Origin of the sequence: Streptomyces sp. NBC_01006 (genome assembly GCF_045162725.1) — a bacterium.
GTDB lineage: Bacteria > Actinomycetota > Actinomycetes > Streptomycetales > Streptomycetaceae > Streptomyces.
Window position 1 is genome coordinate 7,329,798 of sequence record NZ_CP108700.1, and the last position, 23,011, is coordinate 7,352,808.

At 68.7% G+C, this 23,011-nt stretch carries 26 protein-coding genes and 2 pseudogenes; 8 read left to right on the forward strand and 20 right to left on the reverse strand.

What is annotated here, in order from left to right:
- The first annotated feature begins 17 nt into the window (after positions 1–17).
- Positions 18–236 (forward strand): hypothetical protein, encoded by a 219-nt coding sequence (locus tag OG509_RS33355; RefSeq protein ID WP_406186316.1) that lies wholly within the window; start codon positions 18–20, stop codon positions 234–236.
- Positions 237–369: 133 nt separating this feature from the next.
- Here the strand turns inward: OG509_RS33355 and OG509_RS33360 are convergent, their stop codons facing one another.
- Positions 370–1,878, reverse strand: a complete 1,509-nt coding sequence (locus tag OG509_RS33360; RefSeq protein ID WP_406186317.1) for a SulP family inorganic anion transporter — start codon at positions 1,876–1,878, stop codon at positions 370–372.
- 395 nt (positions 1,879–2,273) lie between these two features.
- Here OG509_RS33360 and OG509_RS33365 point away from each other — a divergent pair, with 395 nt between their 5' ends.
- Complete coding sequence (locus OG509_RS33365; RefSeq protein ID WP_406186318.1) at positions 2,274–2,687, forward strand: MerR family transcriptional regulator; 414 nt, start codon at positions 2,274–2,276, stop codon at positions 2,685–2,687.
- Between the two features lie 393 nt (positions 2,688–3,080).
- Here OG509_RS33365 and OG509_RS33370 read toward each other — a convergent pair whose 3' ends face one another.
- Positions 3,081–3,575: a hypothetical protein gene (locus OG509_RS33370; RefSeq protein ID WP_406186319.1), complete on the reverse strand. Its 495-nt coding sequence runs from the start codon at positions 3,573–3,575 to the stop codon at positions 3,081–3,083.
- A 289-nt stretch (positions 3,576–3,864) separates the two neighbouring features.
- On the opposite strand from OG509_RS33370, the gene OG509_RS33375 reads away from it, so the two are divergent.
- Positions 3,865–4,536, forward strand: coding sequence for a hypothetical protein (locus OG509_RS33375; protein WP_406186320.1), 672 nt, complete (start codon positions 3,865–3,867; stop codon positions 4,534–4,536).
- A 75-nt stretch (positions 4,537–4,611) separates the two neighbouring features.
- Here OG509_RS33375 and ehuA read toward each other — a convergent pair whose 3' ends face one another.
- From ehuA to ectA, 8 genes are all read right to left on the reverse strand, one after another.
- A complete protein-coding gene (ehuA, locus tag OG509_RS33380) occupies positions 4,612–5,373 on the reverse strand; it encodes an ectoine/hydroxyectoine ABC transporter ATP-binding protein EhuA (RefSeq protein ID WP_123075415.1) in 762 nt (253 codons plus the stop codon).
- A 22-nt stretch (positions 5,374–5,395) separates the two neighbouring features.
- The gene (gene ehuD, locus OG509_RS33385; protein ID WP_406186321.1) at positions 5,396–6,031 is read right to left on the reverse strand and encodes an ectoine/hydroxyectoine ABC transporter permease subunit EhuD; all 636 of its coding nucleotides are present in this window, start codon (positions 6,029–6,031) and stop codon (positions 5,396–5,398) included.
- The gene (gene ehuC, locus OG509_RS33390) at positions 6,031–6,708 is read right to left on the reverse strand and encodes an ectoine/hydroxyectoine ABC transporter permease subunit EhuC (RefSeq protein WP_406186322.1); all 678 of its coding nucleotides are present in this window, start codon (positions 6,706–6,708) and stop codon (positions 6,031–6,033) included. Before ehuC ends, ehuD begins: the two co-directional genes overlap by 1 nt.
- A gap of 12 nt (positions 6,709–6,720) precedes the next feature.
- Positions 6,721–7,638 carry an ectoine/hydroxyectoine ABC transporter substrate-binding protein EhuB gene (ehuB, locus tag OG509_RS33395; RefSeq protein WP_406186323.1) on the reverse strand — a complete coding sequence of 306 codons (918 nt, stop codon included), beginning with the start codon at positions 7,636–7,638 and terminating at the stop codon, positions 6,721–6,723.
- Between the two features lie 60 nt (positions 7,639–7,698).
- Entirely contained in the window at positions 7,699–8,601 is a 903-nt protein-coding gene (gene thpD / locus OG509_RS33400) for an ectoine hydroxylase (RefSeq protein WP_406186324.1), read from the reverse strand.
- A gap of 34 nt (positions 8,602–8,635) precedes the next feature.
- Positions 8,636–9,040 carry an ectoine synthase gene (locus OG509_RS33405; RefSeq protein ID WP_123075405.1) on the reverse strand — a complete coding sequence of 135 codons (405 nt, stop codon included), beginning with the start codon at positions 9,038–9,040 and terminating at the stop codon, positions 8,636–8,638.
- Between the two features lie 35 nt (positions 9,041–9,075).
- Complete coding sequence (gene ectB / locus OG509_RS33410) at positions 9,076–10,344, reverse strand: diaminobutyrate--2-oxoglutarate transaminase (protein WP_406186325.1); 1,269 nt, start codon at positions 10,342–10,344, stop codon at positions 9,076–9,078.
- Positions 10,345–10,432: 88 nt separating this feature from the next.
- Positions 10,433–10,918, reverse strand: a complete 486-nt coding sequence (ectA, locus tag OG509_RS33415; RefSeq protein ID WP_406187754.1) for a diaminobutyrate acetyltransferase — start codon at positions 10,916–10,918, stop codon at positions 10,433–10,435.
- 401 nt (positions 10,919–11,319) lie between these two features.
- Between ectA and OG509_RS33420 the strand changes: the two genes are divergently transcribed.
- Together OG509_RS33420 and OG509_RS33425 are read left to right on the forward strand one after the other, a co-directional pair.
- Positions 11,320–13,185 (forward strand): chloride channel protein, encoded by a 1,866-nt coding sequence (locus tag OG509_RS33420; RefSeq protein ID WP_406186326.1) that lies wholly within the window; start codon positions 11,320–11,322, stop codon positions 13,183–13,185.
- Positions 13,186–13,193: 8 nt separating this feature from the next.
- Positions 13,194–13,745: a MarR family winged helix-turn-helix transcriptional regulator gene (locus OG509_RS33425; protein ID WP_406186327.1), complete on the forward strand. Its 552-nt coding sequence runs from the start codon at positions 13,194–13,196 to the stop codon at positions 13,743–13,745.
- Positions 13,746–13,777: 32 nt separating this feature from the next.
- Here the strand turns inward: OG509_RS33425 and OG509_RS33430 are convergent, their stop codons facing one another.
- Positions 13,778–14,041, reverse strand: a complete 264-nt coding sequence (locus OG509_RS33430; RefSeq protein WP_363127208.1) for a hypothetical protein — start codon at positions 14,039–14,041, stop codon at positions 13,778–13,780.
- A 235-nt stretch (positions 14,042–14,276) separates the two neighbouring features.
- Here OG509_RS33430 and OG509_RS33435 point away from each other — a divergent pair, with 235 nt between their 5' ends.
- On the forward strand, positions 14,277–14,399 hold the full coding sequence (locus tag OG509_RS33435) for a hypothetical protein (protein ID WP_406186328.1): 123 nt from the start codon (positions 14,277–14,279) through the stop codon (positions 14,397–14,399).
- Here the strand turns inward: OG509_RS33435 and OG509_RS33440 are convergent.
- A pseudogene (locus OG509_RS33440) lies at positions 14,382–15,434 on the reverse strand (PP2C family protein-serine/threonine phosphatase). The gene OG509_RS33435 and the pseudogene OG509_RS33440 sit on opposite strands and share 18 nt — an antisense overlap.
- 264 nt (positions 15,435–15,698) lie before the next feature.
- Between OG509_RS33440 and OG509_RS33445 the strand changes: the two are divergent.
- Complete coding sequence (locus OG509_RS33445) at positions 15,699–16,202, forward strand: nitroreductase family deazaflavin-dependent oxidoreductase (protein ID WP_406186329.1); 504 nt, start codon at positions 15,699–15,701, stop codon at positions 16,200–16,202.
- Between the two features lie 4 nt (positions 16,203–16,206).
- On the opposite strand, the gene OG509_RS33450 is transcribed toward OG509_RS33445, so the two are convergent.
- Positions 16,207–16,416, reverse strand: a complete 210-nt coding sequence (locus OG509_RS33450; protein WP_406186330.1) for a hypothetical protein — start codon at positions 16,414–16,416, stop codon at positions 16,207–16,209.
- A gap of 484 nt (positions 16,417–16,900) precedes the next feature.
- Positions 16,901–17,983 (reverse strand): PucR family transcriptional regulator, encoded by a 1,083-nt coding sequence (locus OG509_RS33455; protein ID WP_406186331.1) that lies wholly within the window; start codon positions 17,981–17,983, stop codon positions 16,901–16,903.
- A gap of 375 nt (positions 17,984–18,358) precedes the next feature.
- Here OG509_RS33455 and OG509_RS33460 point away from each other — a divergent pair, with 375 nt between their 5' ends.
- Positions 18,359–18,769 carry an ATP-binding protein gene (locus OG509_RS33460; RefSeq protein ID WP_406187756.1) on the forward strand — a complete coding sequence of 137 codons (411 nt, stop codon included), beginning with the start codon at positions 18,359–18,361 and terminating at the stop codon, positions 18,767–18,769.
- Between the two features lie 203 nt (positions 18,770–18,972).
- Here OG509_RS33460 and OG509_RS33465 read toward each other — a convergent pair whose 3' ends face one another.
- The 6 genes and pseudogenes from OG509_RS33465 to OG509_RS33490 form a co-directional block, all read right to left on the reverse strand.
- Positions 18,973–19,152, reverse strand: coding sequence for a hypothetical protein (locus tag OG509_RS33465; protein ID WP_406186332.1), 180 nt, complete (start codon positions 19,150–19,152; stop codon positions 18,973–18,975).
- Positions 19,153–19,242: 90 nt separating this feature from the next.
- Positions 19,243–20,691, reverse strand: coding sequence for a vanadium-dependent haloperoxidase (locus tag OG509_RS33470; protein WP_406186333.1), 1,449 nt, complete (start codon positions 20,689–20,691; stop codon positions 19,243–19,245).
- 166 nt (positions 20,692–20,857) lie between these two features.
- Positions 20,858–21,217, reverse strand: coding sequence for an MBL fold metallo-hydrolase (locus OG509_RS33475; RefSeq protein WP_406187758.1), 360 nt, complete (start codon positions 21,215–21,217; stop codon positions 20,858–20,860).
- Positions 21,214–21,570: an MBL fold metallo-hydrolase gene (locus tag OG509_RS33480; RefSeq protein WP_406186334.1), complete on the reverse strand. Its 357-nt coding sequence runs from the start codon at positions 21,568–21,570 to the stop codon at positions 21,214–21,216. Before OG509_RS33480 ends, OG509_RS33475 begins: the two co-directional genes overlap by 4 nt.
- Positions 21,571–21,685: 115 nt before the next feature.
- Positions 21,686–21,886: pseudogene (locus OG509_RS33485) on the reverse strand (AraC family transcriptional regulator); the annotation flags it as partial.
- A gap of 313 nt (positions 21,887–22,199) precedes the next feature.
- Positions 22,200–22,949: a DUF4142 domain-containing protein gene (locus tag OG509_RS33490; protein ID WP_406186335.1), complete on the reverse strand. Its 750-nt coding sequence runs from the start codon at positions 22,947–22,949 to the stop codon at positions 22,200–22,202.
- Positions 22,950–23,011 lie beyond the last annotated feature (62 nt).

Sequence of the window (23,011 nt, forward strand, 5' to 3'; positions counted from 1 at the left end):
AAGAACGGAGCCCGTACATGAATCACAGCCGGCGTGCGGAAGCCGTGTCCATGGCCCTGTGGTGGGCGGCGCTCACCCTCCTCTTCTGGGCTGGAGGACGCGTCCAAGACGTGCCCGCCTCCCTGGTGGGGTGTGCAGCGAGCGCCGCCTTCCTGATCGGCCTCGGCGAAACGGCCCACTGGCTGCGGCGCCGCATTCAGAAGCACCGTGCGATCCGGAGGAGCCGCACCCCCTGAGGGACGCGCCCACACCTCGGACCGGGTGGCTTCTCGCAACCTGGCTGACCTGCTGATCTTTCTCCGGCCATGAGAATGCGGGAGGAGGACCCTGGCCGATGGCCGGGGTCCTGCGCTCTGGCCCGTGTGTGCCTCAGTGGCTGGTGAGTTCGCCCGTGAGCTTGCCGTGGAGATCGGCACTCGGGTCATTGAGGCCGATGATCTCCACCGTCTTGCCGCGCTGCCCGTATTTGCTCTCGATGGCGTCGAGGGCGGCCACCGAGGAGGCGTCCCAGATGTGGGCGGCCGTCAGGTCGATGACGACCCTCTCGGGATCGGTGGCGTAGTTGAACTGGCCCACGAGGTCGTTGGACGAGGCGAAGAACAGCTCACCGGTCACCGCGTAGACCACGGTGCTGCCGTCGGGGTCGGTGACGGCGGTTACTTCTGTCAGGTGGGCGACGCGCTTGGCGAAGATGACCATCGCCGTGATGGAGCCTGCGACCACGCCGATGGCGAGGTTGTGCGTGGCGACCACCACCGCGACGGTGACCGCCATGACGGCTATCTCACCGGCGGGCATCCGCTTGAGCGTCTTGGGGGCGATCGAGTGCCAGTCGAAGGTCGCGAAGCAGACCATCACCATGACGGCGACCAGGGCGGCCATGGGGATGTCGGAGACGACCGGGCCGAAGACGATGCACAGCACCATGAGGAACACGCCCGCGAGGAACGTGGACAGGCGGGTGCGGGCGCCGGAGACCTTCACGTTGATCATGGTCTGGCCGATCATCGCGCAACCGCCCATGCCACCGAAGAAGCCGGTGACGATGTTCGCGATGCCCTGCCCGACGGACTCGCGGGTCTTGTTCGACTGGGTATCGGTGATCTCGTCGACCAGCTTCGCCGTCATGAGCGACTCCATCAGGCCGACCAGGGCCATGGCGAAGGCGTACGGAGCGATGGTGGTCAGGGTGTCCATCGTGAACGGCACATCGGGCAGTCCGGGCACGGGCAGGGAGGACGGCAGCGCGCCCTTGTCGCCGACGGTCGGGACGGCGATCCCGGCAGCGACCGTGATGACCGTCAGGATGACGATCGAGACCAGCGGGGCCGGGATCACGGTGGTGATCTTGGGGAAGAAGACCATCAGCACCAGGCCGCCCACCACCAGCGGGTAGACCGCCCACGGCACGCCGTGCATCTCGGGAACCTGGGCCATGAAGATCAGGATGGCGAGGGAGTTGACGAAGCCGACCATCACCGAGCGGGGGACGAACCGCATCAACTTCGCGACGCCGAGCGCGCCGAGCGCGATCTGGAACACACCGGCCAGGATGACCGCGGCGACGAGGTAGCCGAATCCGTGCTCACGGTTCAGCGGAGCGATCACGAGCGCGACCGCACCCGTCGCGGCCGAGATCATCGCACGGCGCCCGCCGACGACTGAGATGACCACGGCCATCGTGAACGAGGCGAACAGGCCGATCGCAGGGTCTACACCGGCGATGATCGAGAACGAGATCGCCTCGGGGATCAGCGCGAGTGCGACGACCAGGCCGGCCAGCACCTCGGTACGCCACACCTTCGGGTCGGACAGCCAGTCGGGACGCAGGGCGCGCAGTCTCGCGGCGGGAGACGCAACGGAGGCAGTAGAGGACAAGAGAACGGGAACCTGTCGCACTCGGGCACGCCCCACTCGGCAGGCCGGGGCGTACGGGAGGACGCGGAAGAGCCGGGTCGGCACCCCGCGGACGGCTCGCACGGGCGGGCCTGAAGTCGAGAAGAGGACGGAGCGCGGGCCCACGCGGGCGCGACGAGGTCACGTCCAGGGGCGAAGCGTCACGGCGGGCAGGCGGCGGCAACGGGCGTCATGGGCTCGTGCACGCTCTCTCCTGCAAGGATCAGATCTTCGCCGGGGGCGCCATCGGCCCCGACACGGCAAGAACGGGGCAGCCGAAAGGCCATCCACAGCTGCAACTCTACCCTAACGTTAGAGTAGGGATGGAGGCTGCACGGAAGGTGGCCCTCCGGACATGAAGGGCCAGGAACACGCGCGTGGACGACAAACACATGCAGATCGGTGAAGTCGCTCAGCGGACCGAGCTGTCCCTGCGCACCATCCGGCATTACGAGGAGACCGGCCTGGTGGCCCCCTCCGCCCGCTCCCAGGGCGGCTTCCGCCTCTACACGGAGACTGACGTGGCCCGCCTGATGGTCATCCGCCGTATGAAGCCGCTGGGCTTCACTCTCGACCAGATGCGGGACCTGCTCGACGCCACCGACCGTCTCGACGCCGGAGGCGACCTGGACGCGGGCGAGCGGAAGGCCCTGCTGGACCGCGTGCGCGAGTACGAGCGGGCCGCCACCGAGCAGGTGGACAAGCTCCGCATCCAACTGGCACGCGCCGAGGACTTCGCCGCCGCCCTCGGTGCTCGCCTGGAGCAGGAAGCCCCCATCGCCCGTCCCTGAAGCGGATGCGTACTACTGCGCGGCCGGCTTGTACCGGCCCCCGATCCTGAGGCGGGCAGTGAAGGGCGCTGCCACTGGCATCAAAGGAGCGCAAAGACTGCCGGTCAACGGCAATGCGCTCTCTTCCGGAGGGCGGAGAGGATCAAGGCACGGGGGTCAGACCCGCCCGAACCTCGACGCGCAAGACGGCGACTGCGTTCGGGTGGTGCCTGGCGCACTCAGCCGCTGGGGCCCCGCGTGTCGAAGGAGAGATGAAACGTGAATGCGGCCGCGATACCCGTCCCTGCGTGGTGGCTCATCGCCACATTGGCCACAGCGGTCTCTCTGATGACCCTCGAATAGATCCTGTCCATTGGGTTCGGCGCTTGCCGACGCACGGCATCAGGAGAGTGATCACACCAGGTCTGTACGTCCCAGCCACGCGGGCTTCACCGGTACGCCGTCCTCGTCGCGCTCCACAGTCACGGTCGGCAGAGTCGGCGGAACGGGTTCCGGCTCCCGCTCCGGCTCCGGCTCCGGTTTCCGGCCCGGCGCCGCAGGCCTGTCGCCGACCGCCTCCGACGGTGGGGCGTGGTCGGTGTCGTCCATGAGCTCGGCGACGGAGAAGCGCGTGGCGTGGGACTGCCATGCGCCGTCGATCACGAGTAGGAATCCGTCACCGCCACGGAACAGACGGCGGCGCTTGGGGCTCCTGGGGTGCTCCGGACTGTAAGCACGCGCCCGTCTCTCCAACTCTGCCAGAGCCGTCTCACGCGGACCTTCCACGTGCGCCATTACGTACGCTTCGGTGTGCTTGCGCTCGCCCGAGCCCACCGTGGTCTCCAGAACGAGTCCCCACGTCGTCATGGTTTTTCCCCCTTCGATCGAGCCGTAGCTGAGCAGCTGCATCCTCACCCTTCCCCTGCAAGCGGCCTCGGCGCATCGCAGCCCATCCCGGGTCCCGCTCACCGTACGGTAGGCGCCTTCGCGCTCAGCCGTGCAGCCCTGCTGTAGGCCCCTTCTGGTTCCGGCACTTCGGGGCGGTCTTCTCTGCCGGGGGACGGCAATGACGCCGCAGGCGCACCATGCAAGGCTGTGGACCCACGGCGATGGAGGTCACTGGCGGCTCTGGAACGCTGGGTGCCCATTTGCGACTCCGGTCACGACTGACCCGAAAGAGACTGTCCCACCTATGCACATGAAGAATTCCACCGTCTGGTCCCTCTTCCTGTCAGCTGTGCTCACCGCAACCCTGGCGGGCTGCGGGGACGGAAGCGGGGCGAAGCCCGACGCCGACGCCGTGGCGGCGGCCAAAGCCGCGAACACGAAGATGCAGACCGAGTCGTTCCATTCGTCGGGGACCACCACCGCCTTCGCCGGCGGGAAGCAGGAAATGTGGTCCGACCCTGCCCAGGGTCTCCATGTGGAGGTCACCGGCGCCACCTTGGGCGACATCTACTGCAAGGACGGAACCGCCTACACCAGCGCCGACCTCTTCGCCGCAGCCCTGCGTCAGCGGGGCCAGCAGATCACCGTTCCCGCGGAGCTGAGATCGGCCTACGTGACCACGAAAGCGGAAGGCGGTTGCGCGATGTATTTCAAGATCGCCGAAACCGGACGCCGGGCCAAGGGGAAGGACCGGACCGTCGCAGGCAGGCAGGCCGGAGCGGTACAAGCCGGCGACGGAAAGACCGAAGACGTCTACTTCATCGACGATGCAGAGCAGCGGCTGCTCCTGCTGGAATCGAAGCGTGACGGCAGGACGAGTACCACCACCTACGACTCGTTCGGTGAGAAGTTCACGATCTCCATGCCCGCTGCCGAGAAGACTCTGACCATGGACGCCTTCCGCTACCGCGTCACGAAGTGAGCCCGGGCCCCACGGGGCGTCGGTGCCGTGAGACCCGTCCAGGTCTCCATGAAGCGCGCCGCCGGGCAGCCCGGTTCACCGCACCGCTCCCAGGAATGCCCGGGTCCGCGCGTGTGCCGGTGCTTCGAAGAGCTGCTCCGGAGGGCCGGCTTCCAGGACGCGGCCGTGGTCGAACATGAGGACCCGGTCGGAGACGTCCCGGGCGAAGCCCATCTCGTGGGTCACGCACAGCATGGTGATGTCGGTGGTCCGCGCGATGTCCCGCAGGACGTCGAGGACGCCCGCGACCAGTTCCGGGTCCAGCGCCGACGTGACCTCGTCGAGGAGCAGGACGTCCGGCCGCATGGCCAGGGCGCGGGCGATGGCGACCCGCTGCTGCTGGCCTCCGGAGAGCCGGGTCGGGTGCGCGCCGCGCTTGTCGTAGAGCCCGACCAGATCAAGGAGTTCCCGCGCCCGCTCGGCCGCCTCCTCCCGGTTCAGGCCGAGGACGTGGACAGGCGCTTCCATCACGTTCTCCAGCACCTTCATGTGCGGGAAGAGGTTGAACTGCTGGAAGACCATGCCGATCCGGCGTCGCGGCCCGGCGAGGTACTTCTCGTCGGCGGGGACCAGGGAGCCACCCGCGCCCGCGGGCATGTGGGAGAAGGGTTTCCCGTTCACGTGGATGGTGCCTTCTGTGACCCGTTCCAGGGTCATCAGCAGGCGCAGGATGGTGGTCTTGCCCGAGCCGCTGGGCCCGATCAGGGTGACCTTCTCGCCCCGGGCGACCCGTAGGTCGAGCCCGTCCAGGACGGTCTGGACGCCGAACCGCTTGATGACGCCCGCGAAGCGGACCATGTCCACGTCCGAGGCTTGTGTTTCACCGGGCAAGGCGCTTCTCCAGTCGTCTCATCAGCACGGAGGTGGGATAGCTGGCCAGAAGGAAGACCGTGGCGGCCAGGGTGAAGGCCTCGAGATAGGCGAAGTGCACGCTGCCGTACTCGTTCGCCCGGTGGACCATCTCCTGGACGGCGATCACCGAAAGGAACGGCGTCTCCTTGAAAATGGAGATCACGTAGTTGCCCAGGGCGGGGAGGACGTTGCGCACCGCCTGCGGGAGAACCACGGCCCGCCACACCCGTCGCCGGGGGAACGACAGCGCGGTGCAGGCCTCCCACTGGCCCCGGGGCACGGCGTCGATCCCCGCGCGGTACACCTCGCAGGTGTACGTCGCGTAGTGGATGCCGAGCACGGCGATGCCCAGGGTCAGCGCGTTCAGCCCGGGGACGAGGACCCAGGCGGCGAACAGCTGGATCATCAGCGGAGTGGACCGGACGAAGTCGGTCAGGAACCGCAGGGGCAGAGTGACCCAGCGCGTCGGCGTGCGCAGTGCCACGGCGATCACGAGGCCCAGCAGCATCGCGACGGCCGAGCCGAGGACGGTCGCGAGCAGTGTGATCCCGAAGCCGCTCAGGACCACCGGCAGACCCTCGCGGGCTGTTTCCCAGGACCACATCAGGAACCCCCCGGATCTTGGCCGAGCCGGGTCTTCGCCGCTGATTCGGCCGCCTTCATGAACGAGTTGAGTACGGCGGCGATGGTGTAGTAGATCACCAGGACGGCGAGGTAGGCCTGGGCGGTGCTGCCCGTGAGGGACCTCAGCTGGTCCATCTCGAAGGTGAGGTCGGCGATGGTGATCAGGGACAGCAGGGGAGTGGCCTTGAGCAGCTGGATGAGCAGGTTCCCGAACGGCGGGATCATCTGCACCCAGGCCTGGGGCATCACGACCCTGATCATGCGTTGCCGCGGGCTCATCCCGAGGGCCACGGCAGCCTCCCACTGGGTCCGGGGGACGGCTTCCAGCGCGCCGCGGACCACTTCGGATCCGTAGGCGCCGAAGTTCAGCCCGAAGGCGACGACGGCGCAGGCCATGGGCTCCAGACGGAAGCCGAGCACGGGCAGGGCGAAGAACAGCCAGAACAGCTGTACGTACAGGGACGTGCCGCGGAAGAACTCGACGGTGAACCGGGACGGCCCCCGCACGAGCAGCCGGGTCGAGCGCGTCAGGAGTCCGAAGGCGAAGGCCACGCTCAGCGCCACGGCGGCGCTGAGCGTGGTGGCGAGGAGGGTGACCGCCACGCCTTCGCCGACACTGGGCAGGGCGTGGACGAATTCGTCGAAGAAACCGGTCATGTGTGGTGCTCGTCAGACGGCGCAGAGGTCGATGGTGCGCAGGGTGGGTGGCGGTACCTCTCGCGCGGTGAACCCGTACTGGCCGATCAGAGCGACGTAGCGGTCCGGATCGCCGGTGATCTTCGCCAGCTCGCCGTTGAACGCGTCGCGCAGTGCCGTGGAGCCGGGCCGGAAGACCGCACCGCCGGGGCTGTACTGGGGTGTGCCGTTCAGTTCCGGCACGAACGGCTCCAGGACCTCGACCGGTGCTTCCGCGTTGGTCTTGGCGAGCCAGCGCAGCGAGATGCCCGTCAGCGCGAAGGCGTCGATCCGCCCGGCCACCAGCGCGTCGAGCCCGTCCTGCTGCTTCGCGAGGGACTTGACCGAGGATCCGCCGACACCGGCTCCCTTGGCGTAGGTCGCCTCGACGGCGGCGGTCAGCACCCCCACGGTGACCCCGGTGGAAGCCACCGACTTCAGGTCGCTCAGGCCCTTGGGGTTGCCCTTGGGCACCATCAGGGCTGTCGGGGAGACGAACTCGGGCTCGGAGAAAGCGACTTTGGCGCAGCGTTCCGGGGTGATCGCCATGCCGGCGCTGACGACGTCGAAACGGTCGGCCAGCAGTCCGGGGATCAGCGCGCCGAAGTCGGTGAGTGTGGGGCGCATTTCGGCGACCCCCAGGGCGGAGAAGATCTCCCGGTGCAGGGTGGGGGCCTCGCCGGCCAGCCGGTTGCCGTCCTTGAAGCCGTACGGGGCCTCGCCCGCGAATCCGATGCGGACGTACCCCTGTGCGTGGAGCTTGTCCAGCAGCTTCCCGTCGTCGGAGGGAGCTCCGGTGCCGACCTGGGTGCGGCTGCACGCGGCGACCAGACCCGGAGCCAGGACGGCGCCCCCGAGCAGCGTCGTTCGGGAGAAGAACCCTCTTCGGGACAGGGCCTTGCGCTGGGGCATCTCGTTCCTTTCGGTGGCCGGTCGAGCGGGAGCGGGGCCGGCCGGATCTGGTCGGATCGGTCAGCCCACGGGGGTGAAGTCCTGCGAAGCGATGTACGCGGGGCGGCGCACCGGGGCCGCGAAGGGCTTGACGGGCCGGTTCTCGACGCTGTTGAACACCAGGAAGACGTTGCTGCGCGGGTAGGGCGTGATGTTGTCACCGGACCCGTGCATCGCGTTGCAGTCGAACCAGGTGGCGGATCCGGCCTTGCCGGTGAAGAGCTTGATTCCGCAGGCCGAGGCGAACTTGGTCAGCGCCTCGTCCGACGGGGTGCCGGCGTCCTGCATCTGGAGGGACTTCTTGTAGTTGTCCCTCGGCGTCGCCCCGGCGCAGCCCAGGAAGCTCCGGTGGGAGCCGGGCATGATCATCAGCCCGCCGTTGGTCGAGTGGTTCGGTGTCAGGGCGATGGACACCGACACGGTGCGCATGTTCGGGAGGCCGTCCTCGGCGTGCCAGGTCTCGAAGTCGGAGTGCCAGTAGAAGCCGCTGGCGCCGAAACCGGGCTTCACGTTGATCCGGGACTGGTGCACGTACACCTCGGAGCCCAGGATCTGCCGCGCGCGCCCCACGATGCGCGGATCGGCAGCGAGGGCCGCGAACACCTCGCTGATCCGGTGCACCTCGAAGACGGAGCGGACCTCGCGGGACTTCGGCTCCACGATCGACCTGTCATCGGCGAGCGTCGAGGGGTCGCGGAGCAGCCGGTCCATCTCGGCCCGGTAGAGGTCCACTTCGTCGGGCGTGATGAGCTGGTCGACGGGCAGGAAGCCGTCGCGCTCGTAGCTCTCCAGCTCGTGGGCCCACATCGGGCCGGGAGTGCCGGGCTCGGACCACACGACGGGGTCCTTGCGGCCGATGAGCACCTCCTCGGCGCCTCGGGTCGGATACAGGTCGGTGACGGTGCGGGTGGATGCGTTGGTCATGCTGGTGCCTGCCTCTCCTCTCTTCTCTTCGCTCTCAGCTGTCGTCGGATTCGGTGAGCAGCGGGTACACGCCGTTCTCGTCGTGGTCCTCCCGGCCGGTCACGGGCGGGTTGAAGACGCACAGGCAGCGGAATTCGTGCTTGACGCGCAGGGTGTGCCGCTCGTGACCGTCGAGGAGGTACATGGTTCCCGGTGTGATCGTGTAGGTCAGGCCCGTCTCCTCGTCCGTGAGTTCGGCCTCGCCCTCCGTGCAGACCACGGCCTCCACGTGGTTCGCGTACCACATGGACGTCTCGGTCCCGGCGTACAGGACGGTCTCGTGCAGCGAGAAGCCGACGCGTTCCTTGGCCAGGACGATGCGCTTGCTCTCCCAGGTGCCGGATGCCGCCCTGACGTGGCGGTCGGTTCCCTCGATGTCCCGGAACGAGCGGACGATCATGGTGGTGCCCTTCGTGGTCTGTTCGGGGGTGCTGGTCAGGCGGTTTCGTGGACGGAGCGGGCCAAGATGTCGAGGCCCTCGTCGAGTTCGTCGGTGGCGATGGTGAGGGGCGGGAGCAGCTTCACCACCTCGCCCTCGGGGCCCGAGGTCTCGATGAGGAGACCGTGCTCGAAGGCCCTGCGGCACACCGCCGCGGCGCGTTCCTTGTGGGTGAACTCGATGCCCCACACCATTCCGCGACCGCGGTAGGCCGCCCCCAGCCGACCGTGTTCGGCACACAACTCGCGCAGCGCGCTTTCGACGCGGCCGCCTTGGACGAGGGTCCGCTCGCGCAGGACTCCGTCGCCCCAGTACGTCTCCAGGGCCGCGGTCGCGGTGACGAAGGCCGGGTTGTTGCCGCGGAAGGTGCCGTTGTGCTCGCCGGGCTCCCACAGGTCGAGCTCGGGCTTGAACAGGCACAGCGCCATGGGCAGTCCGTACCCGCTGATCGACTTGGACAGCGTGACGATGTCGGGCGTGATGCCCGCCTCCTCGAAGGAGAAGAAGTCGCCGGTCCGGCCGCAGCCCATCTGGACGTCGTCGACGATCAGGAGCATGTCGCGGCGCCGGCACAGCTCCGCGAGGGCGCGGAGCCATTCCGCCCGGGCCACGTTGATGCCGCCCTCGCCCTGGATCGTCTCGACGATGACCGCCGCCGGGTGGTTGAGGCCGGAGCCCTGGTCCTCCAGCAGGCGCTCGAACCAGAGGAAATCGGGGGTCCGGCCGCCGAGGTAGTGGTCGAAGGGCATGGGAGTGCTGTGGACCAGGGGGATACCGGCGCCGGCCCGTTTGAAGGCGTTGCCCGTGACGGCGAGAGAGCCGAGCGACATGCCGTGGAAGGCGTTGGTGAAGGACACGACGGCCTCGCGGCCCTTGGCCTTGCGGGCCAGCTTCAGAGCGGCCTCGACGGCGTCGGTGCCGGTGGGCCCCGGGAACATGACCTTGTAGGGGAGGGCACGCGGGGCCAGGACGGTGGACCGGAAGGTCTCCAGGAAGGTTCGCTTGGCGGTCGTCGACATGTCCAGGGCGTGGGTGATTCCGTCCCGTTCGAGGTAGTCGAGGAGGGCCCGCTTGAGGACGGGGTTGTTGTGGCCGTAGTTCAGGGATCCGGCACCTGCGAAGAAGTCCAGGTAGCTGCGGCCGTGTTCGTCGTACAACCGGCTTCCCGAGGCGCGCTCGAAGACGACGGGCCAGGCACGGCAGTAGCTGCGCACCTCGGACTCCACGGTCTCGAAGACGGACAGGACCGGCTCGGTCATGGTCAAGGCGACTCTCCAGTGAGTGTTCGGTGTTCTTTTGGCGGCCGGCGGCCGGCGACATCGGCCCCGGCGCACTCTGTGGCGGGGAGCGGTGTCAGAAGTGGAGCGGCCCGATGCGGTGGAGGACCTCGGCGTCGTGCCCGCTCTCGGGGAACTCGTCCGACCTGAAGAGCAGTTCGCGCGTGAGCGTGGCACCGTGCCGTTCGGCGTACGAGGCGAACAGCCGCTCCGACGCGCGGTTCCCGGGCGAGACGGTGGCTTCCAGGTGGTCCAGTCCGTGTTCCGCCGCCACGCGGGAGGAGAGGCCGTCGAGCAGCGCCCCCGCGACTCCCAGGCCGCGGATGGATTCGTCGACGGCGATCTGCCAGACGAGCAGTGTTCCGGGAGCCTCGGGCCGGAGGTACCCGCTGACGAACCCGACGGCTCGCCCGGCGGGGTCACGGGCCACGGCGGACGTGCCGGCGAAGTCACGGCACCAGAGGAGATAGCTGTACGCCGAGTTGAGGTCGAGCGTCCTGGAATCGCGCGCGAGGCGCCAGAGCAGTGGGCCGTCCCCGGGGCGGGGGCGGTCGATGCGCATCGTCGAGGAGGTCGGAGCGGTCGGGAGGTGCTTTCTGTAACGGGCCAGTTCTGCATGAGCAGTCATGCGGGCCGAAGTTACCCAGGGATGGCGTAAATCGCATGGGCCTAGGGGGTTACGGCAGATGTCTGGATTATGATATCAGGGCGCACCCTTCGGGGAGTTCGGAGGGTGCGCCGCGAGGTCGTATCCTCACGAGAAATGCGTATATTTCCACCCGACCCTCGGTTTTATAACGACAGTATAACGTCTTTGCTCTGTGCCACATTTTCCACTTGAACGTTATGTGTTTGTCGGCGACCTGGGGGTTTCGCCGCCGACTGGATGGTTACGGGCGGCCTGCTCTGTCCGGATGTTGAGCTCGAGTGCGGCGTGCTTGACATCATTTGCATAATGCAAAAATGATCGGACGACGGATGCTGACGAGCAGCGCAGCGGAACACGAGGGTGACGGCCCCTCCCCTCAAGGCCCGGCTCCCGGAGGAGTCGGGCGGCCCGGTTTCGCCGCGGCGCGCGAGGCGCAGTGGGGCCTCGCCGTGCTGGCGGTTCTGGTGGGTGTGGGGGCAGGTCTGGGCTCCATCGTCTTCCGCTGGCTGATCAAGTCGTTCACATGGCTGTTCACCGGCCAGGAGGACTATGCGGGCGCAGGGCACGCGGCGAACCCGTACCTGCCGTGGCTCGGCCCCTATTTCGTCCTGCTCACCCCAATCGTCGGCGGGCTCCTGTACGGGCCTCTGGTCGACCGGTTCGCCAAGGAGGCCCGGGGGCACGGGGTGCCCGAGGTCATGCTCGCGGTCGCCCGGCGCGGCGGACGGATCAATCCCAACGTCTCCGTGGTCAAGGCCCTGGCCTCCGCGCTGACCATCGGTTCAGGCGGGTCGGTCGGCCGCGAGGGACCCATCGTCCAGATCGGCTCGGCCCTCGGCTCCACGCTCGGGCGTCTGGTCAGGGTGGGCGAGGGGCGGATGAAGCTCTTGGTCGCCTGCGGAGCCGCAGGGGGTATCGCGGCGACCTTCAACGCCCCGCTGGCCGGCGTCTTCTTCGCCATGGAGCTGATCCTGCGGGACTTCGCCATCGAGGCGTTCGGCGCGCTGGTCCTGTCCAGCGTCTCGGCGAGCATCATCGGACGGGCGGCCTTCGGGGACGTGGCCTTCCTCAGCCTGCCGTCCTTCCACGTCGAGCACTTGGCGCAGTACGGGCTGTTCGCCGCCCTCGGAGTCGTGGCGGGCGCGGTCGGCGTGGGGTTCACCCGGATCCTGTACGCCATCGAGGACGCCTGCGGCTGGGCCTGGCGCGGGCCGGAATGGCTGCGTCCGGCAGTCGGCGGGGTGCTACTGGGCGTGCTGCTGCTGGCACTCCCGGAAATGTACGGCGTCGGGTATCCCGTACTGGAGAACGCGGCGGAGGGCGAGTACACCGCGGTCTTCCTCCTGCTCCTCCTCGCCGGCAAGATCCTCGCCACCAGCCTGACGATCGGCATCGGCGGCTCGGGTGGGGTCTTCGCGCCCAGCTTGTTCATGGGGGCCATGCTGGGTGCGGCCTACGGCGAGGGTCTGCAGCAGCTGGTCCCGGGGACCGTGGGGAACGCCGGGGCCTACGCGCTGGTGGGGATGGGGGCCGTGTTCGCGGGCGCTTCCCGCGCCCCCATCACGGCCGTGGTGATCCTCTTCGAGCTCACGGGTGAGTACTCGATCATCCTGCCGCTGATGCTCGCCATCGTCCTCGCGACGCTGACCAGCAAGCTGCTGTCGCGCGACACGATCTACACCCTCAAGCTCCGGCGTCGGGGTATCGACCTGGACGCCCCCGCCCCGGGCGCGCCGCTCGGCGGCCAGCGGCTCGAAGAGGTGATGGAGAAGGCCCCGGAACCGCTCCTGGCGGCGTGTGGCCTCGCCGACGCGGCAGAGTTCCTGTCCCGGTCACCGCACGGGGTCCTTCCAGTGGTGGATTCCGAAGGCGGATTCCGCGGGACCTTGACGGCACGGGCCGTTGCCGAGCTGCTCGCCGAAGCCCCCGACGACGCGAAGGGCGCACCGAAGACCGCCGCGGACCTGGCGGAGCGACCCCACCCCCTCACATCGGACATGAGCCTGGGGACCGCCCTCCACCTCCTCGTCTCTTCTCCGGGGACGGGTCTTCCGGTCCTCGACCCCGAAGACGGGCACCTGGTCGGGTGGCTCACCCATCAGAGCGCCCTGCTGGCCCTCCACCCCGATCCGCCGAGCGCGGCGGGGCCGGGTGGGCACGGGGGAGAGCCCAAGCGGTAGAAAGAGGTATGACCGAACTACCGCACGCCGATGCGTCCCCACCACGTGTGGATGACGCGGCCGACGTCGACGACGTGACCCGCGCCCTCCTGACGGCCTCCCGGCTCCTCGTGGCAGTCTCCGCCCGCTCGCTCGCGGCGGCCGAGGACAAGGTCACGCTCGCGCAGTTCCGGATGCTGGTGGTGCTGGCCACCCGGGGCGCGGCGAAGCTGGTGGTGCTCGCCGAAGCCCTGGGGGTCAACCCCTCGACGGCGATGCGCATGGTCGACCGCCTGATCGCGGTTGGACTGGCCGACAGGCGGCCCAACCCGGAGAACCGCCGCGAGACGATACTGACGGTGACGCCGGCGGGGCTGCGGCTCGTGGAAGAGGTCACGGCCCGGCGGAGGGGCGAGATCGCGGCCATCGCCGCGCGCATCGATCCCGGCCAGCGGGCCGCTCTGGTCGACGCGCTCACCGCGTTCAACGCCGCCGGCGGGGAGCCCACCGTACGCGACGGGGATGGCTCGCTCTTTCCCCTGGGATGGAGCGAACCTGTGCAGCGCCGGAGCGGCGAGTAGGCGGCTCCTGCGCCGGGGTGCTGCCTGCTGCGTCAACGGCGGCGGATCATTCCCCCGGCCAGACCTGCCGTCACGGCGAAGCCGAGCAGGATCCACACGGACCACAGCCCCAAGCCCGCCAGCCGGCCCAGGAGGGCGAGCATTATGGCGGTGACGGCCACGGCCGTGGTCGTGGGACGGAGCGCGAGTCGTGGCGCCTGTGAACGCCTGCGGCCGCCGCTCCTGAGGTCGGTGACGGCGCCGCGGAGCGCCAGCGCGGCAACCGCGACGGCGGCGCACAGAAGAGCCGTTCCCACAGCCGTTCGCCTCCCATGTTCCCGGAACCGCTCACCGACCCGGCCGAGCGACCAAGAACCAGGTGGGGCACCGACGTTAACAGGTTGGTCCAGGGCCCGGTCACGGGTGTCTCGGCCGGTTCGAGACGGTCGTCCTGCCGAGGTTTGGAATGGCTGGACGCCGGCAAGCCGAGAGATGAAGGGAGGCGCTTCGAGCCGCGTGGAGGGGGATGCGGCAATCAGGAGGTGAGTGTTCGTGCACGGATGGTTCTGGCTCGCGCTCGTCCTGATCGTCCTGGCCTTCATCGCGGTGACCGCGTTGCTCGGGGAGGCCCGCCGACGCCGGATCGGGCGCGGACCCTCAGACCGGCACCGGTGAAACGCTCACCCGGCGCGTCGGGTCGTTCAGCCGGCGGCGCAGCAGCAGCATGGCCGCGTCGTCGTGCAGGGGTCCACCGACGTACGCCACCACATCCTCGCGCAGCGCATCGAGCGCGAGCTGCGGGTCGGAGTCCGACAGCAGGCCACTCCGCTCGCCCAGGGGGTAGAAAACGCCTAGGGAATTCCTGGCCTCCGAGACGCCGTCGGTGTACAGGAGCAGTTGGTCTCCGGGGCCGAAATCGACGCTGTAAGGTTCGGGCGAGTCGGAGTCGGTCCACGCCAGCCCGAGTGGGGGAGCAGGCTGCGGGGGCTCCGGAAAGACTGGGGGGCGCCCCGGCCGGACGAGCATGGCGGGCGCGTGACCATAGTTGAGGAACACGACGTCACCCACCTCCGTGATCTCGGCCAGCAAGGCCGTGACGAACTTCTCGCCATCCCCCTCGCCCTCCAGGGAGCGCTGGACGGCACGCTCCACTCTGGCGCCGACGCCGCTCAGCCGGGGGTTCGTCATGTGCGGCCTCCCGGAAAGCACCGAGCACGGTGGCGGCCGCCTCGACTGCCTCCAGACCCTTGCCCTGGACATCCCCGATGATCACCCGCACGCCTCCGGGCACCGGCACGACCTCGTAGAGGTCCCCGCCGATCCGTGCCTCGGCGACGGCCGAGGTGTAGGAGACCGCGGCGCGCAGGTGCCCGGCGCTGCGCGGCACCGGTCTCAGCAAGACCCGCTGTGCCGCCTCCGCGATCGTACGGACGCTTGCCAGCTCCCGTTCCTGGCGTGTGCGCACCACCGCGGCGGCGACTCCGGCAACGGTCACCCCCGCCACCGCGGCCAGGGCGGTGTAACCGCGGCGGTTCTGGAACAGACCGTCGTAGAGCCCGAGCGCGCAGCACAGGGCCATCGCCGCAGCCCCCAGGGCGGCCGTCCGGCGCCAACTGCCCGCCAGGCCGGCGAAGGCGGGCCCAGCGAGACGAGGGGCAGCAGGCCGACGCCCGGTCCTGCGGTGACGTCGGCTGCCGCGACGAGTGCCATCACCACGAAGGGGAGCGCGAGCAGTGCGGGTTTCACCGACGCTCCCGGAACGATGGAGATCCACGTCGTACTCCCGGCTCCTCGTCGGCGCGGCGAACGCGGCCATCCGTCCATTTCGATCGACACAGGCGGGGCTGTTGAACCGTGCTCCGTCACGTGCCACGTTTAGACTATGCAAAAGTTTGCCCGGCGAACCACCCGGCTATGCCACCGATACCCCTCCACCGTGCTGCTCTGGTTGACGCGGAACCCGGGGAGCGGGCGGTGACGGCGCGACGTCGCGCCCGCCCCGGGCCACCCACCGGCTGGCGGCGCGTCGTCGCCCGGCTCCCGATCACCTTGTACCGGATCGGCCTCGGCCCGGTCTTCGGCAAAAGGATGCTCCTCCTCCAGCACACGGGACGGCTGTCCGGTCAGACCCGCGAGGTGTGCCTGGAAGTGGTGGCCCATGATCCGCTCCGGGGAAGCTGGACGGTGGCCTCGGGGTTCGGGACCGCCGCACAGTGGTACCGGAACCTGCGCCACATCCCCAAGGTCACCATCCAGGTCGGGCAGACGTTCTGCCCCGTCAATGCCCACTTCCTCACCGCGGAGGAAGGTGCTGAGGTGATGGCCGCATACGCCTCCCGGCACCCGCGGGCCGCACGCGCCCTCTGCCGCTACCTCGGCCTGGACACCCAGACGGACGGAACGGACCCCTTCCGGGAAGCCGGACGCAGGATCCCCTTCGTGCGTCTGGACGAGGTGCCGCCCCGCCATTGGGGCTGAGAGCTCAGTGCTTCAGCGAGCCCGAGCCCGGCATGACCAGGCCGGTCGTGAGGAAGGACAAGCCGATCGCCAGCTCCGGGAAGCCGCGAGCCGGGAGGGCGTACAGGACGACGGCGGTCACGGTGAACACGAAACCGATACCGACAGCTGCGACAGCCATGCGGAACTCGGTGACGTTCCTGCGGAACCAGGCGAGGACGCTCGCATCGGGCATGGGCGATCAGCTTTCGGTCCGGGAAGACGTGGCGCGCCGTGCATGCACACCTGTACGACCACATGAGACAGGCTACGGCCGCGAGGCTGAACAGCGGCCCGCCTCCGGTGCACCACATCACGACCGTTGCCGACGCGTCCATCATGCGGGGGAGCGCGTTGAGTGGCACCAGGGCGTACAGGAAGAGTGCTGCCCACGCATACGGCAGAGCGGTCGAGCGGTCGCCGAGACGGGGAGGGACCCAGCCGGCGAAGATCGCCACCGGAAGCGGGAGCAGGAGCAGGGTCGAGGCGACCAGTGCGAGGGCTTGGTACGCCGGGTTTCCGTTCACTGGCGCCTCTCTGGATACCCGCCCAGACTAGATGGCGACGCGCCACGTTGTGAATGCCGGACACCGGCAGGGAACCGGACGGGTACGCACTCGCAGTGATCGCCGTATCCGTCGCCGTATCCGCCCTCCACGCTGGCTGCGCTACGTCGCAGCTCAGCCCGCGTCTGTGGGCCAGCCGAGCAGGCGGGCGCCGATGACCGCGGTCTGGAGGGCATAGCGGTTGGTCGGATCGGCGGGATCGGCCCCGGTGAGACTCCGGATGCGCTCCAGCCGGTAGGTCAGCGCCCGCACGCTCAGCGACAGGCGGCGCGCGGCCTCGGTGGCCACGCATCCGCTGTCGAAGTAGGTGGTGAGCGTATCGATGAGGGGTTGGGCGCCGCCCCGCGCCGTTCGCAGCGGACCGAGCGTGGTCTCCACCAGGTCGGCCATGGCTTGCCGGTCGCGGGTCAGGACGGGGTAGACGAGCAGGTCGACGGCGTGCAGTACGGGCCCGTCGAAGCCCATCCGCTCGGCGAGGTCGAGGGCGCCGAGGGCTTCCTCGTAGGAGTGGACGACTCCTCCGGCGCCGGGGTGGGAGCGGCCGATGGCGACCTTGCCGCCGTCGGTGGCCGCGTACGCCTGCTTGGCGAAGAAGGCCAGTACGTCGGGCTGGTCCCCGGGGGCCACGCAGATCAGCCGGCCCTCCTTGGTGGCCAGCAGGATCCGTCGGCCCGGGAAGCGGGCCAGGACCGCCGCCTCGATGCCCCGGGCCACCCGGAATCCGTCGCCGTACGGCTCGGGGCCGGCAGCTACGGCCACCGCATGGGCCTGAGAAAGACGAAGGCCGAAGCGCTCGGCCCGTTCCGCGAGGCGGCCGAGATCACTCCGTCCGTACAGGAGGTCGTCGACGAACTCGCGGCGCGCGGCCTCTTCTTGGCGGATGGCCTGCTGCTGGGCGCGCTCGTAGCCCTCGACGAAGGCGTCCACGGCCTGTTCCACCACCGCAAGCAGTCCACCGGGCGACGAGGGAACGGGCTGTACTGTCTGCGCCGCCGCCAAGTGGTTGCGTATCAGGCCGCGCAGCGGGAGGCCGGCCTCCGCGGCACGCTCCCCTTCCGCGCGACGGGAGTCCAGCTCGTCACGGTTGAGTCGCCGCCCGGTGGTGCAGGCGGCCGCGACGATGTCGGCGTAGCCCGTCAGATGATCCGGTGCTGCCGTTCGGTCCGTCACGCTCTTCCCCCAGTCTGACGCGCCCATGACGCTTCCTTGACGCGGGCACCAGGGTGTCACGTTCCGCGAGTGCTTCCGTCATCGGCATCAGGAGCGCGTAAAGACTGCCGGTCACCGGCAGTGTGTGCTGGGCGCGGGACGCGGCAGGATCAGGGCACGGGGGAACGCGCCACCGCCCGGATGCCGAACCATTGAAATGGGGGGGGCGGTATCGGGGCGGTGGTGCGTGGGCCTTCTGCGAGGCCGGTGCTGAACCGATGGCCTGCCTCGTATATGGCGCCGTTTTGGGGGTATCCGGCTGGCAGCAGCCGTGTGGCTTGCCCAGGACGAGGGTGACGGTGTGACTCTGTGGTGCCCCAAGACGAAAATGAGTCGCTGGTCAGCCGCCCGATCCTGTCGGCCATGGCCTTGGACGGCAGTGAACCGATCGCTGGCGCCAGGCGTGCCGCCCGCAGATACATGACCGAGGTGCAGGCCGTTCACGGGCTTCCGGTCTCGGACCGTGTGATGGGCATGGTGGAGCTGGTCGTCAGCGAGTTGGTGACCAATGCCTATAAATATGTGCCCGGGCCGTGTCTGCTGGAGCTGGAGATCGGCGACGGTGTCGTGGAGGTCAGCGTCTGGGATACCGACCCGACGCTGCCCGCGGCCTGCCCGACTGATCCGAGCCGGCCGGGGCAGCATGGTCTGGAGATCGCGATGGCGGTGTGCCGCAGTTTCGAGTTACGGCGCGAGCCGGTGGGCAAGCGGGTGAAGGTCACGATGGGGTTGGCCGACGACCCTGGCGGAGATCCGGCCGGCCGCATGTTGTGAGCGTGCTGGACGTGGGCCTTCTCGTCGCCGCGGTAGCGGCACTGGCGCATGCCGTGGCCGTTGACGAACTCGCTGATCGTGCTCTCGATGGCGGCCGCAGCGAGTAGCACGAGAGCCATTCCTGGGTCTGCGCCCGTTGTTTCATCCCAGGATGAAACAACGGGCGAAAAAGACCTCTTACGTCCCCAGAGGGCCCGAGGAGGTCAGTGCTGCCGGGAGAAGAGCCAGACCGAGACCGAGACCGCCAGGACGAGTGCGCCCAGGGCGAGCGGCAGCAGGCCGGGACCGGGGTGCAAGTACAGGAACGTCCCCGCTGCGGTCAGGATCGCGCCGAACGCACCCAGAGGCGACACCGCCGGCCCGGTGGGGGAGAGTCGGGGCATGGCGCGTCTCCTGGCAGGGAGGAACAGGTGTTGGCCCCAGGCTCCCATACGGTGGGGCGGGGGTACAGAACCTCCGCCCCACCGTTCACGTCACAGGGCGCGGAGTTTGGTGGTGAAGACCTGGTTCGCGACCTTGTCGCCGAGGGCGAGGCCGTCGGTGGCGTCCCACGGGAAGTGGACGCCGAGCCAGATGCGGCTGTCGGCGTCCACCTTGGCGGCGGCGCTGAAGCTGGTGAAGAGGCGGGTCTTGATCGTTGCGCGGGGTTCGTCGGTGGTGAGGTCGAAGGAGATGTCGTCGCTGCCGAAGTACCGCTTCATGACTCCGGCCCAGGCGGCGCCGAAGGAGGCGTGGCCGGAGACGTATGCGGGGAAGCACGGGTTGACGTTCACGCCGTCGTTGTTCTTCAGAAGCGGTTTCCACTGCGGGTCCAGCCCGCCCTCGCGGATGGCGGACGTCGGACGCCACAGGTCGATGGGGGTGGCGAACTTCGCGTCTCGGACGGCGATGCCGGTGTCGGCGAGTGCGAGGGAGACGAGCGCGAATAGGCGGGCGTTGGCGTAGACGCCGAGGCCGCGGGCTTTGGACACCTCGCGGGTGGCCTGGAGCATCTGGCCCGGGGGCTTGTAGGTGTCGTTGTTGTCGTTGGCCCAGAACCAGGCGGCGGCCAGTTGGTCCGGGGTCCGGTTGATCATGGGGGTGGCGGCCGTCGGCCTGTCGGCACCGGCCGTGCGTACGGCGTCGACCTGGCGCTTGTACTCGTCGCTCGCGAGGAGGTTCTCGTAGGTGCCGTACTGGGTCAGGGTGGTCGGGCGGAACTGAGAGCCGGAGGTCAGCGCGAACGGCTTGACCTGCCCCCAGAACGGGTTCACCGCCTCGCTGTCCTCGTCGCACGAGGAGTCGACCACGTCGGGGTAGCTGGTCGCACGCCAGGCCCCTGGCTTGTTGTCGGCCGTGTAGACCTGGGGGTTGGCGGAGCCGTCGCCGTTACGGGCGTCGGTCATCTGCTTGACCATCGTGCCGACGACGGAGACGTCGACGAAGTCGCCGGCGGTGGGCTCGGTTCCGAAGCGCTCCCGGAACCGGGCGTCGAGGTAGGAGGTCTGGTCGGAGTACTGCGTCTGCTTGTTGCCGTACAGGTTGAGCAGGATGTTGTAGGCGGTGCGCCCGATGACCCGCTCCTCCTCGTCGGGCCCCTCCAGCCAGCCGGCGTAGTTCTCGGCGTGGATGTAGGGCTCCGAGGTCATCTTCCCCTTCCACTTGAGCTGGTAGGAGGACTCGGCGTCGTAGATGGCGGCGTTCATCATCGCCGCGGCCCGTGCCATGGGGACGGGGCCGCCGCCGACCCGGCGGAAGACGTTCTGGAGGACGTCGTTCCAGTAGTGGACCGGGTCGGAGATCGACTGGGCCGGGATCGCGGCATGGGCGGGCTGAGGGGCGGCGGCGAGGACGGATCCCGTCGCCGCGAGGACGACGGCGGCGGCCAGTGCGCGGTGCCGGATGGTGGTGCGGGCTCTGCTGCGGCGGGTGTGCGCGGGCATGGCTGATTCCCCCTGGTCACAGACGTGTTGACCACCACGAGCGGGTGGCGGCGTGATCATGACTCGTGTCAGGGGTTCCGCTCTTGCAAAAAACGGCAGTCACTGCGGAATGGCCGGTCCCGCACTTCATGACGACGAGAAGCGCACCGTACGCGAACCGTCCATGTCACCTCATGGCGCGGCTTTGGAGGCGGCCACGAGCTGCCCGGCCGGACAGGCGTCGTTGCTCCCGTTCCGTCCAGCGCCGTACGCGCTCCGGGTCGAGCGGGACGCCGTGGCCGACGTGGAGCTTCGCGGGGTTCAGGGCGAGCATGGCGCGCAGGCTGGCCAGGTTGTGCAGGGGGTTGTCGTGGAAGGGCGGGTTCGCCGGTTTGCCCGGGATGAGGCTCATGAAGGGTTTGCCCACGAGGTCGCCCGCCACGAGGTCTCCGTCGTCGGTGAGGACGGAGACGGAGCCCGCGGTGTGACCCGGGGTGGGCATGATGCGGGCGTCGAGCCCGAAGTCGGCCAGGTCACCGGTGATCAGGGTCTCGGTTCGAAGGGATCGACTGGGACATGCAGCTTCCCGTTCCGGTTCATCACGCGGCCCATAGGACCGGTCGGCAGGTAGGGCATGTGGGCCCGCCCGGTACGGAACGGTTCGAGGTCGGCGACGTGGCCGGCGATCGGCGCGCCGGTCAGGCGGTGCAGCTCCGCCGCGGAGCCGAAGTGGTCGATGTGTCCATGGGTGATGACGATCAGTGCAAGGTCGGAGGGGTCCAGACCATGGCCGGCGATCCGCTCCCGGATGCTCTGGCCGCTGCCGGGTGTTCCGGCGTCGACGAGGACAGGCCGTCGACCGAGCAGCAGATAGGCGTTGACCGCGTGCTTGCCGAGCACCGGTATCGGGATGATCTTCGTGCGTGACATGTCGGCCTTTCGGGAAGGGGAGGACTGCGCCCGGGGCATGCCGGTGCAACCGCCGCGCGGTGGTGGGGATGGGGAATCCGGGGCGTCAGCGGAAGCGACGGCGGTACTCGGCCGGAGTGGTTCCCAGATGGCGCTGGAAGGCCCGGTGGAGGGTGCCGGCGCGCTGCGTGAAGAGCCGGGAGAAGTGGCGTGTGCTGAGACCGACGCGCCGGGCGAGTGCGTCGGCGGAGAGGTCCGCGTCGGGGTGCTCGCTGATCCACCGGCGCAGTTCGCCGATGCGGTCACGGCCTGATCGAGGAATTCCTCCAAGCGCCGGCCGAGCTCGCGGTCGTAGGAGCAGCGGCTCCTACGCGCGGGCGCTCCAGACTCCGCAGCGATCCCTGTCCCTGTGCGACGCGGAGGGCTGGTGCCTCTCACTGGACCTGGAGCGGAGATGACTACTCACGTGTGCACTGCTGCCCGTGGATGCTGCCACGTACGCGGCGGGTTTGAGGCCGACCCCGTCGACTTGGGAGTATTGATCGATAGCTGATGCACCCGCACGTCGCTCGGAGGCGCGAAGGGAAGTTCGAGAGGCCTCTCGGCGCGGGAGGTGGTCGTTACTTGGGAATGGTGGAGGCGACGTCGTCCAAGGTGGCGTCAGTGACGAGGCCGGTGTCCTCCAGCACATCCATGTGGTCCTGGACGGTGGTGTTGGCTTGGGTCGCAAGCCGTCTCACCAAGGAGTTCTTGGTGGATGCGCGGACCTCGCCGATGGTAATGAACACCTTGCCGTGGGAAGCCCGGAGCAGGTCCACGAAGAGTTGGTCGAAGGCGCTGCCTCGGGCGTTCCTCAACTGGTCAACCCAAGCTTGCTGCTCGGCTGTCGCCTGGTCGGGGATGGGCACGTGGAGCGCCTCGGAGTCCTCGCGAACCAGTTGGTCGAGCTTGCTGTGTCCATCGAGCAAATGCAGGCCGGCCCGTTTGATCGCTTCGCTCGATGCGTTTGTCTGGGCGAGGCGGCCCGCCGGTATCTCCCACAGTCCGGCCTGTCGGACTTTGGTGAGGAAGGTTTTGTCCAACGCGGTGACTGCGTCGGTGCTGGCGGCCTGAGGCACTGCCAGACTGGAGCCTGTCGTCGGGAGGTTGGCGGAAACCGACTCGTCGGCCGAGCTGTTCTTGAGTGAGAGCCATGCAGTTGCAGTGGCGGTGACCGCGACGAAAGCGACTGCCGCGGCTATCAGGCGGCCACGGCGACGACGGGACGGGGGTCGGGTGCTGCGTGCATGAGATTTCATCATGCCTCCTGAGGTGCGCGACGGTTCACCAGTGCCGCCACCGGCATTGTGGCGCCCGGAACTTTTGGACACGGCCACGCTAACCTTTGCTCTAGGCAAACAAATTCGTTTAGCGATGATGTACAAAAGTGGGA

Coding starts and splice junctions, on each gene's coding strand:
- OG509_RS33355 (WP_406186316.1), top strand. CDS start 18: ATGAATCACAGCCGGCGTGCGGAAGCCGTGTCCATGGCCCTGTGGTGG.
- OG509_RS33370 (WP_406186319.1), bottom strand. CDS start 3,575: ATGCAGCTGCTCAGCTACGGCTCGATCGAAGGGGGAAAAACCATGACG.
- OG509_RS33375 (WP_406186320.1), top strand. CDS start 3,865: ATGAAGAATTCCACCGTCTGGTCCCTCTTCCTGTCAGCTGTGCTCACC.
- ehuA (WP_123075415.1), bottom strand. CDS start 5,373: ATGGTCCGCTTCGCGGGCGTCATCAAGCGGTTCGGCGTCCAGACCGTC.
- ehuD (WP_406186321.1), bottom strand. CDS start 6,031: ATGTGGTCCTGGGAAACAGCCCGCGAGGGTCTGCCGGTGGTCCTGAGC.
- ehuC (WP_406186322.1), bottom strand. CDS start 6,708: ATGACCGGTTTCTTCGACGAATTCGTCCACGCCCTGCCCAGTGTCGGC.
- ehuB (WP_406186323.1), bottom strand. CDS start 7,638: ATGCCCCAGCGCAAGGCCCTGTCCCGAAGAGGGTTCTTCTCCCGAACG.
- thpD (WP_406186324.1), bottom strand. CDS start 8,601: ATGACCAACGCATCCACCCGCACCGTCACCGACCTGTATCCGACCCGA.
- OG509_RS33405 (WP_123075405.1), bottom strand. CDS start 9,040: ATGATCGTCCGCTCGTTCCGGGACATCGAGGGAACCGACCGCCACGTC.
- ectA (WP_406187754.1), bottom strand. CDS start 10,918: ATGCGCATCGACCGCCCCCGCCCCGGGGACGGCCCACTGCTCTGGCGC.
- OG509_RS33420 (WP_406186326.1), top strand. CDS start 11,320: ATGATCGGACGACGGATGCTGACGAGCAGCGCAGCGGAACACGAGGGT.
- OG509_RS33425 (WP_406186327.1), top strand. CDS start 13,194: ATGACCGAACTACCGCACGCCGATGCGTCCCCACCACGTGTGGATGAC.
- OG509_RS33450 (WP_406186330.1), bottom strand. CDS start 16,416: ATGCCCGATGCGAGCGTCCTCGCCTGGTTCCGCAGGAACGTCACCGAG.
- OG509_RS33455 (WP_406186331.1), bottom strand. CDS start 17,983: ATGGGCGCGTCAGACTGGGGGAAGAGCGTGACGGACCGAACGGCAGCA.
- OG509_RS33460 (WP_406187756.1), top strand. CDS start 18,359: ATGGCCTTGGACGGCAGTGAACCGATCGCTGGCGCCAGGCGTGCCGCC.
- OG509_RS33465 (WP_406186332.1), bottom strand. CDS start 19,152: ATGCCCCGACTCTCCCCCACCGGGCCGGCGGTGTCGCCTCTGGGTGCG.
- OG509_RS33470 (WP_406186333.1), bottom strand. CDS start 20,691: ATGCCCGCGCACACCCGCCGCAGCAGAGCCCGCACCACCATCCGGCAC.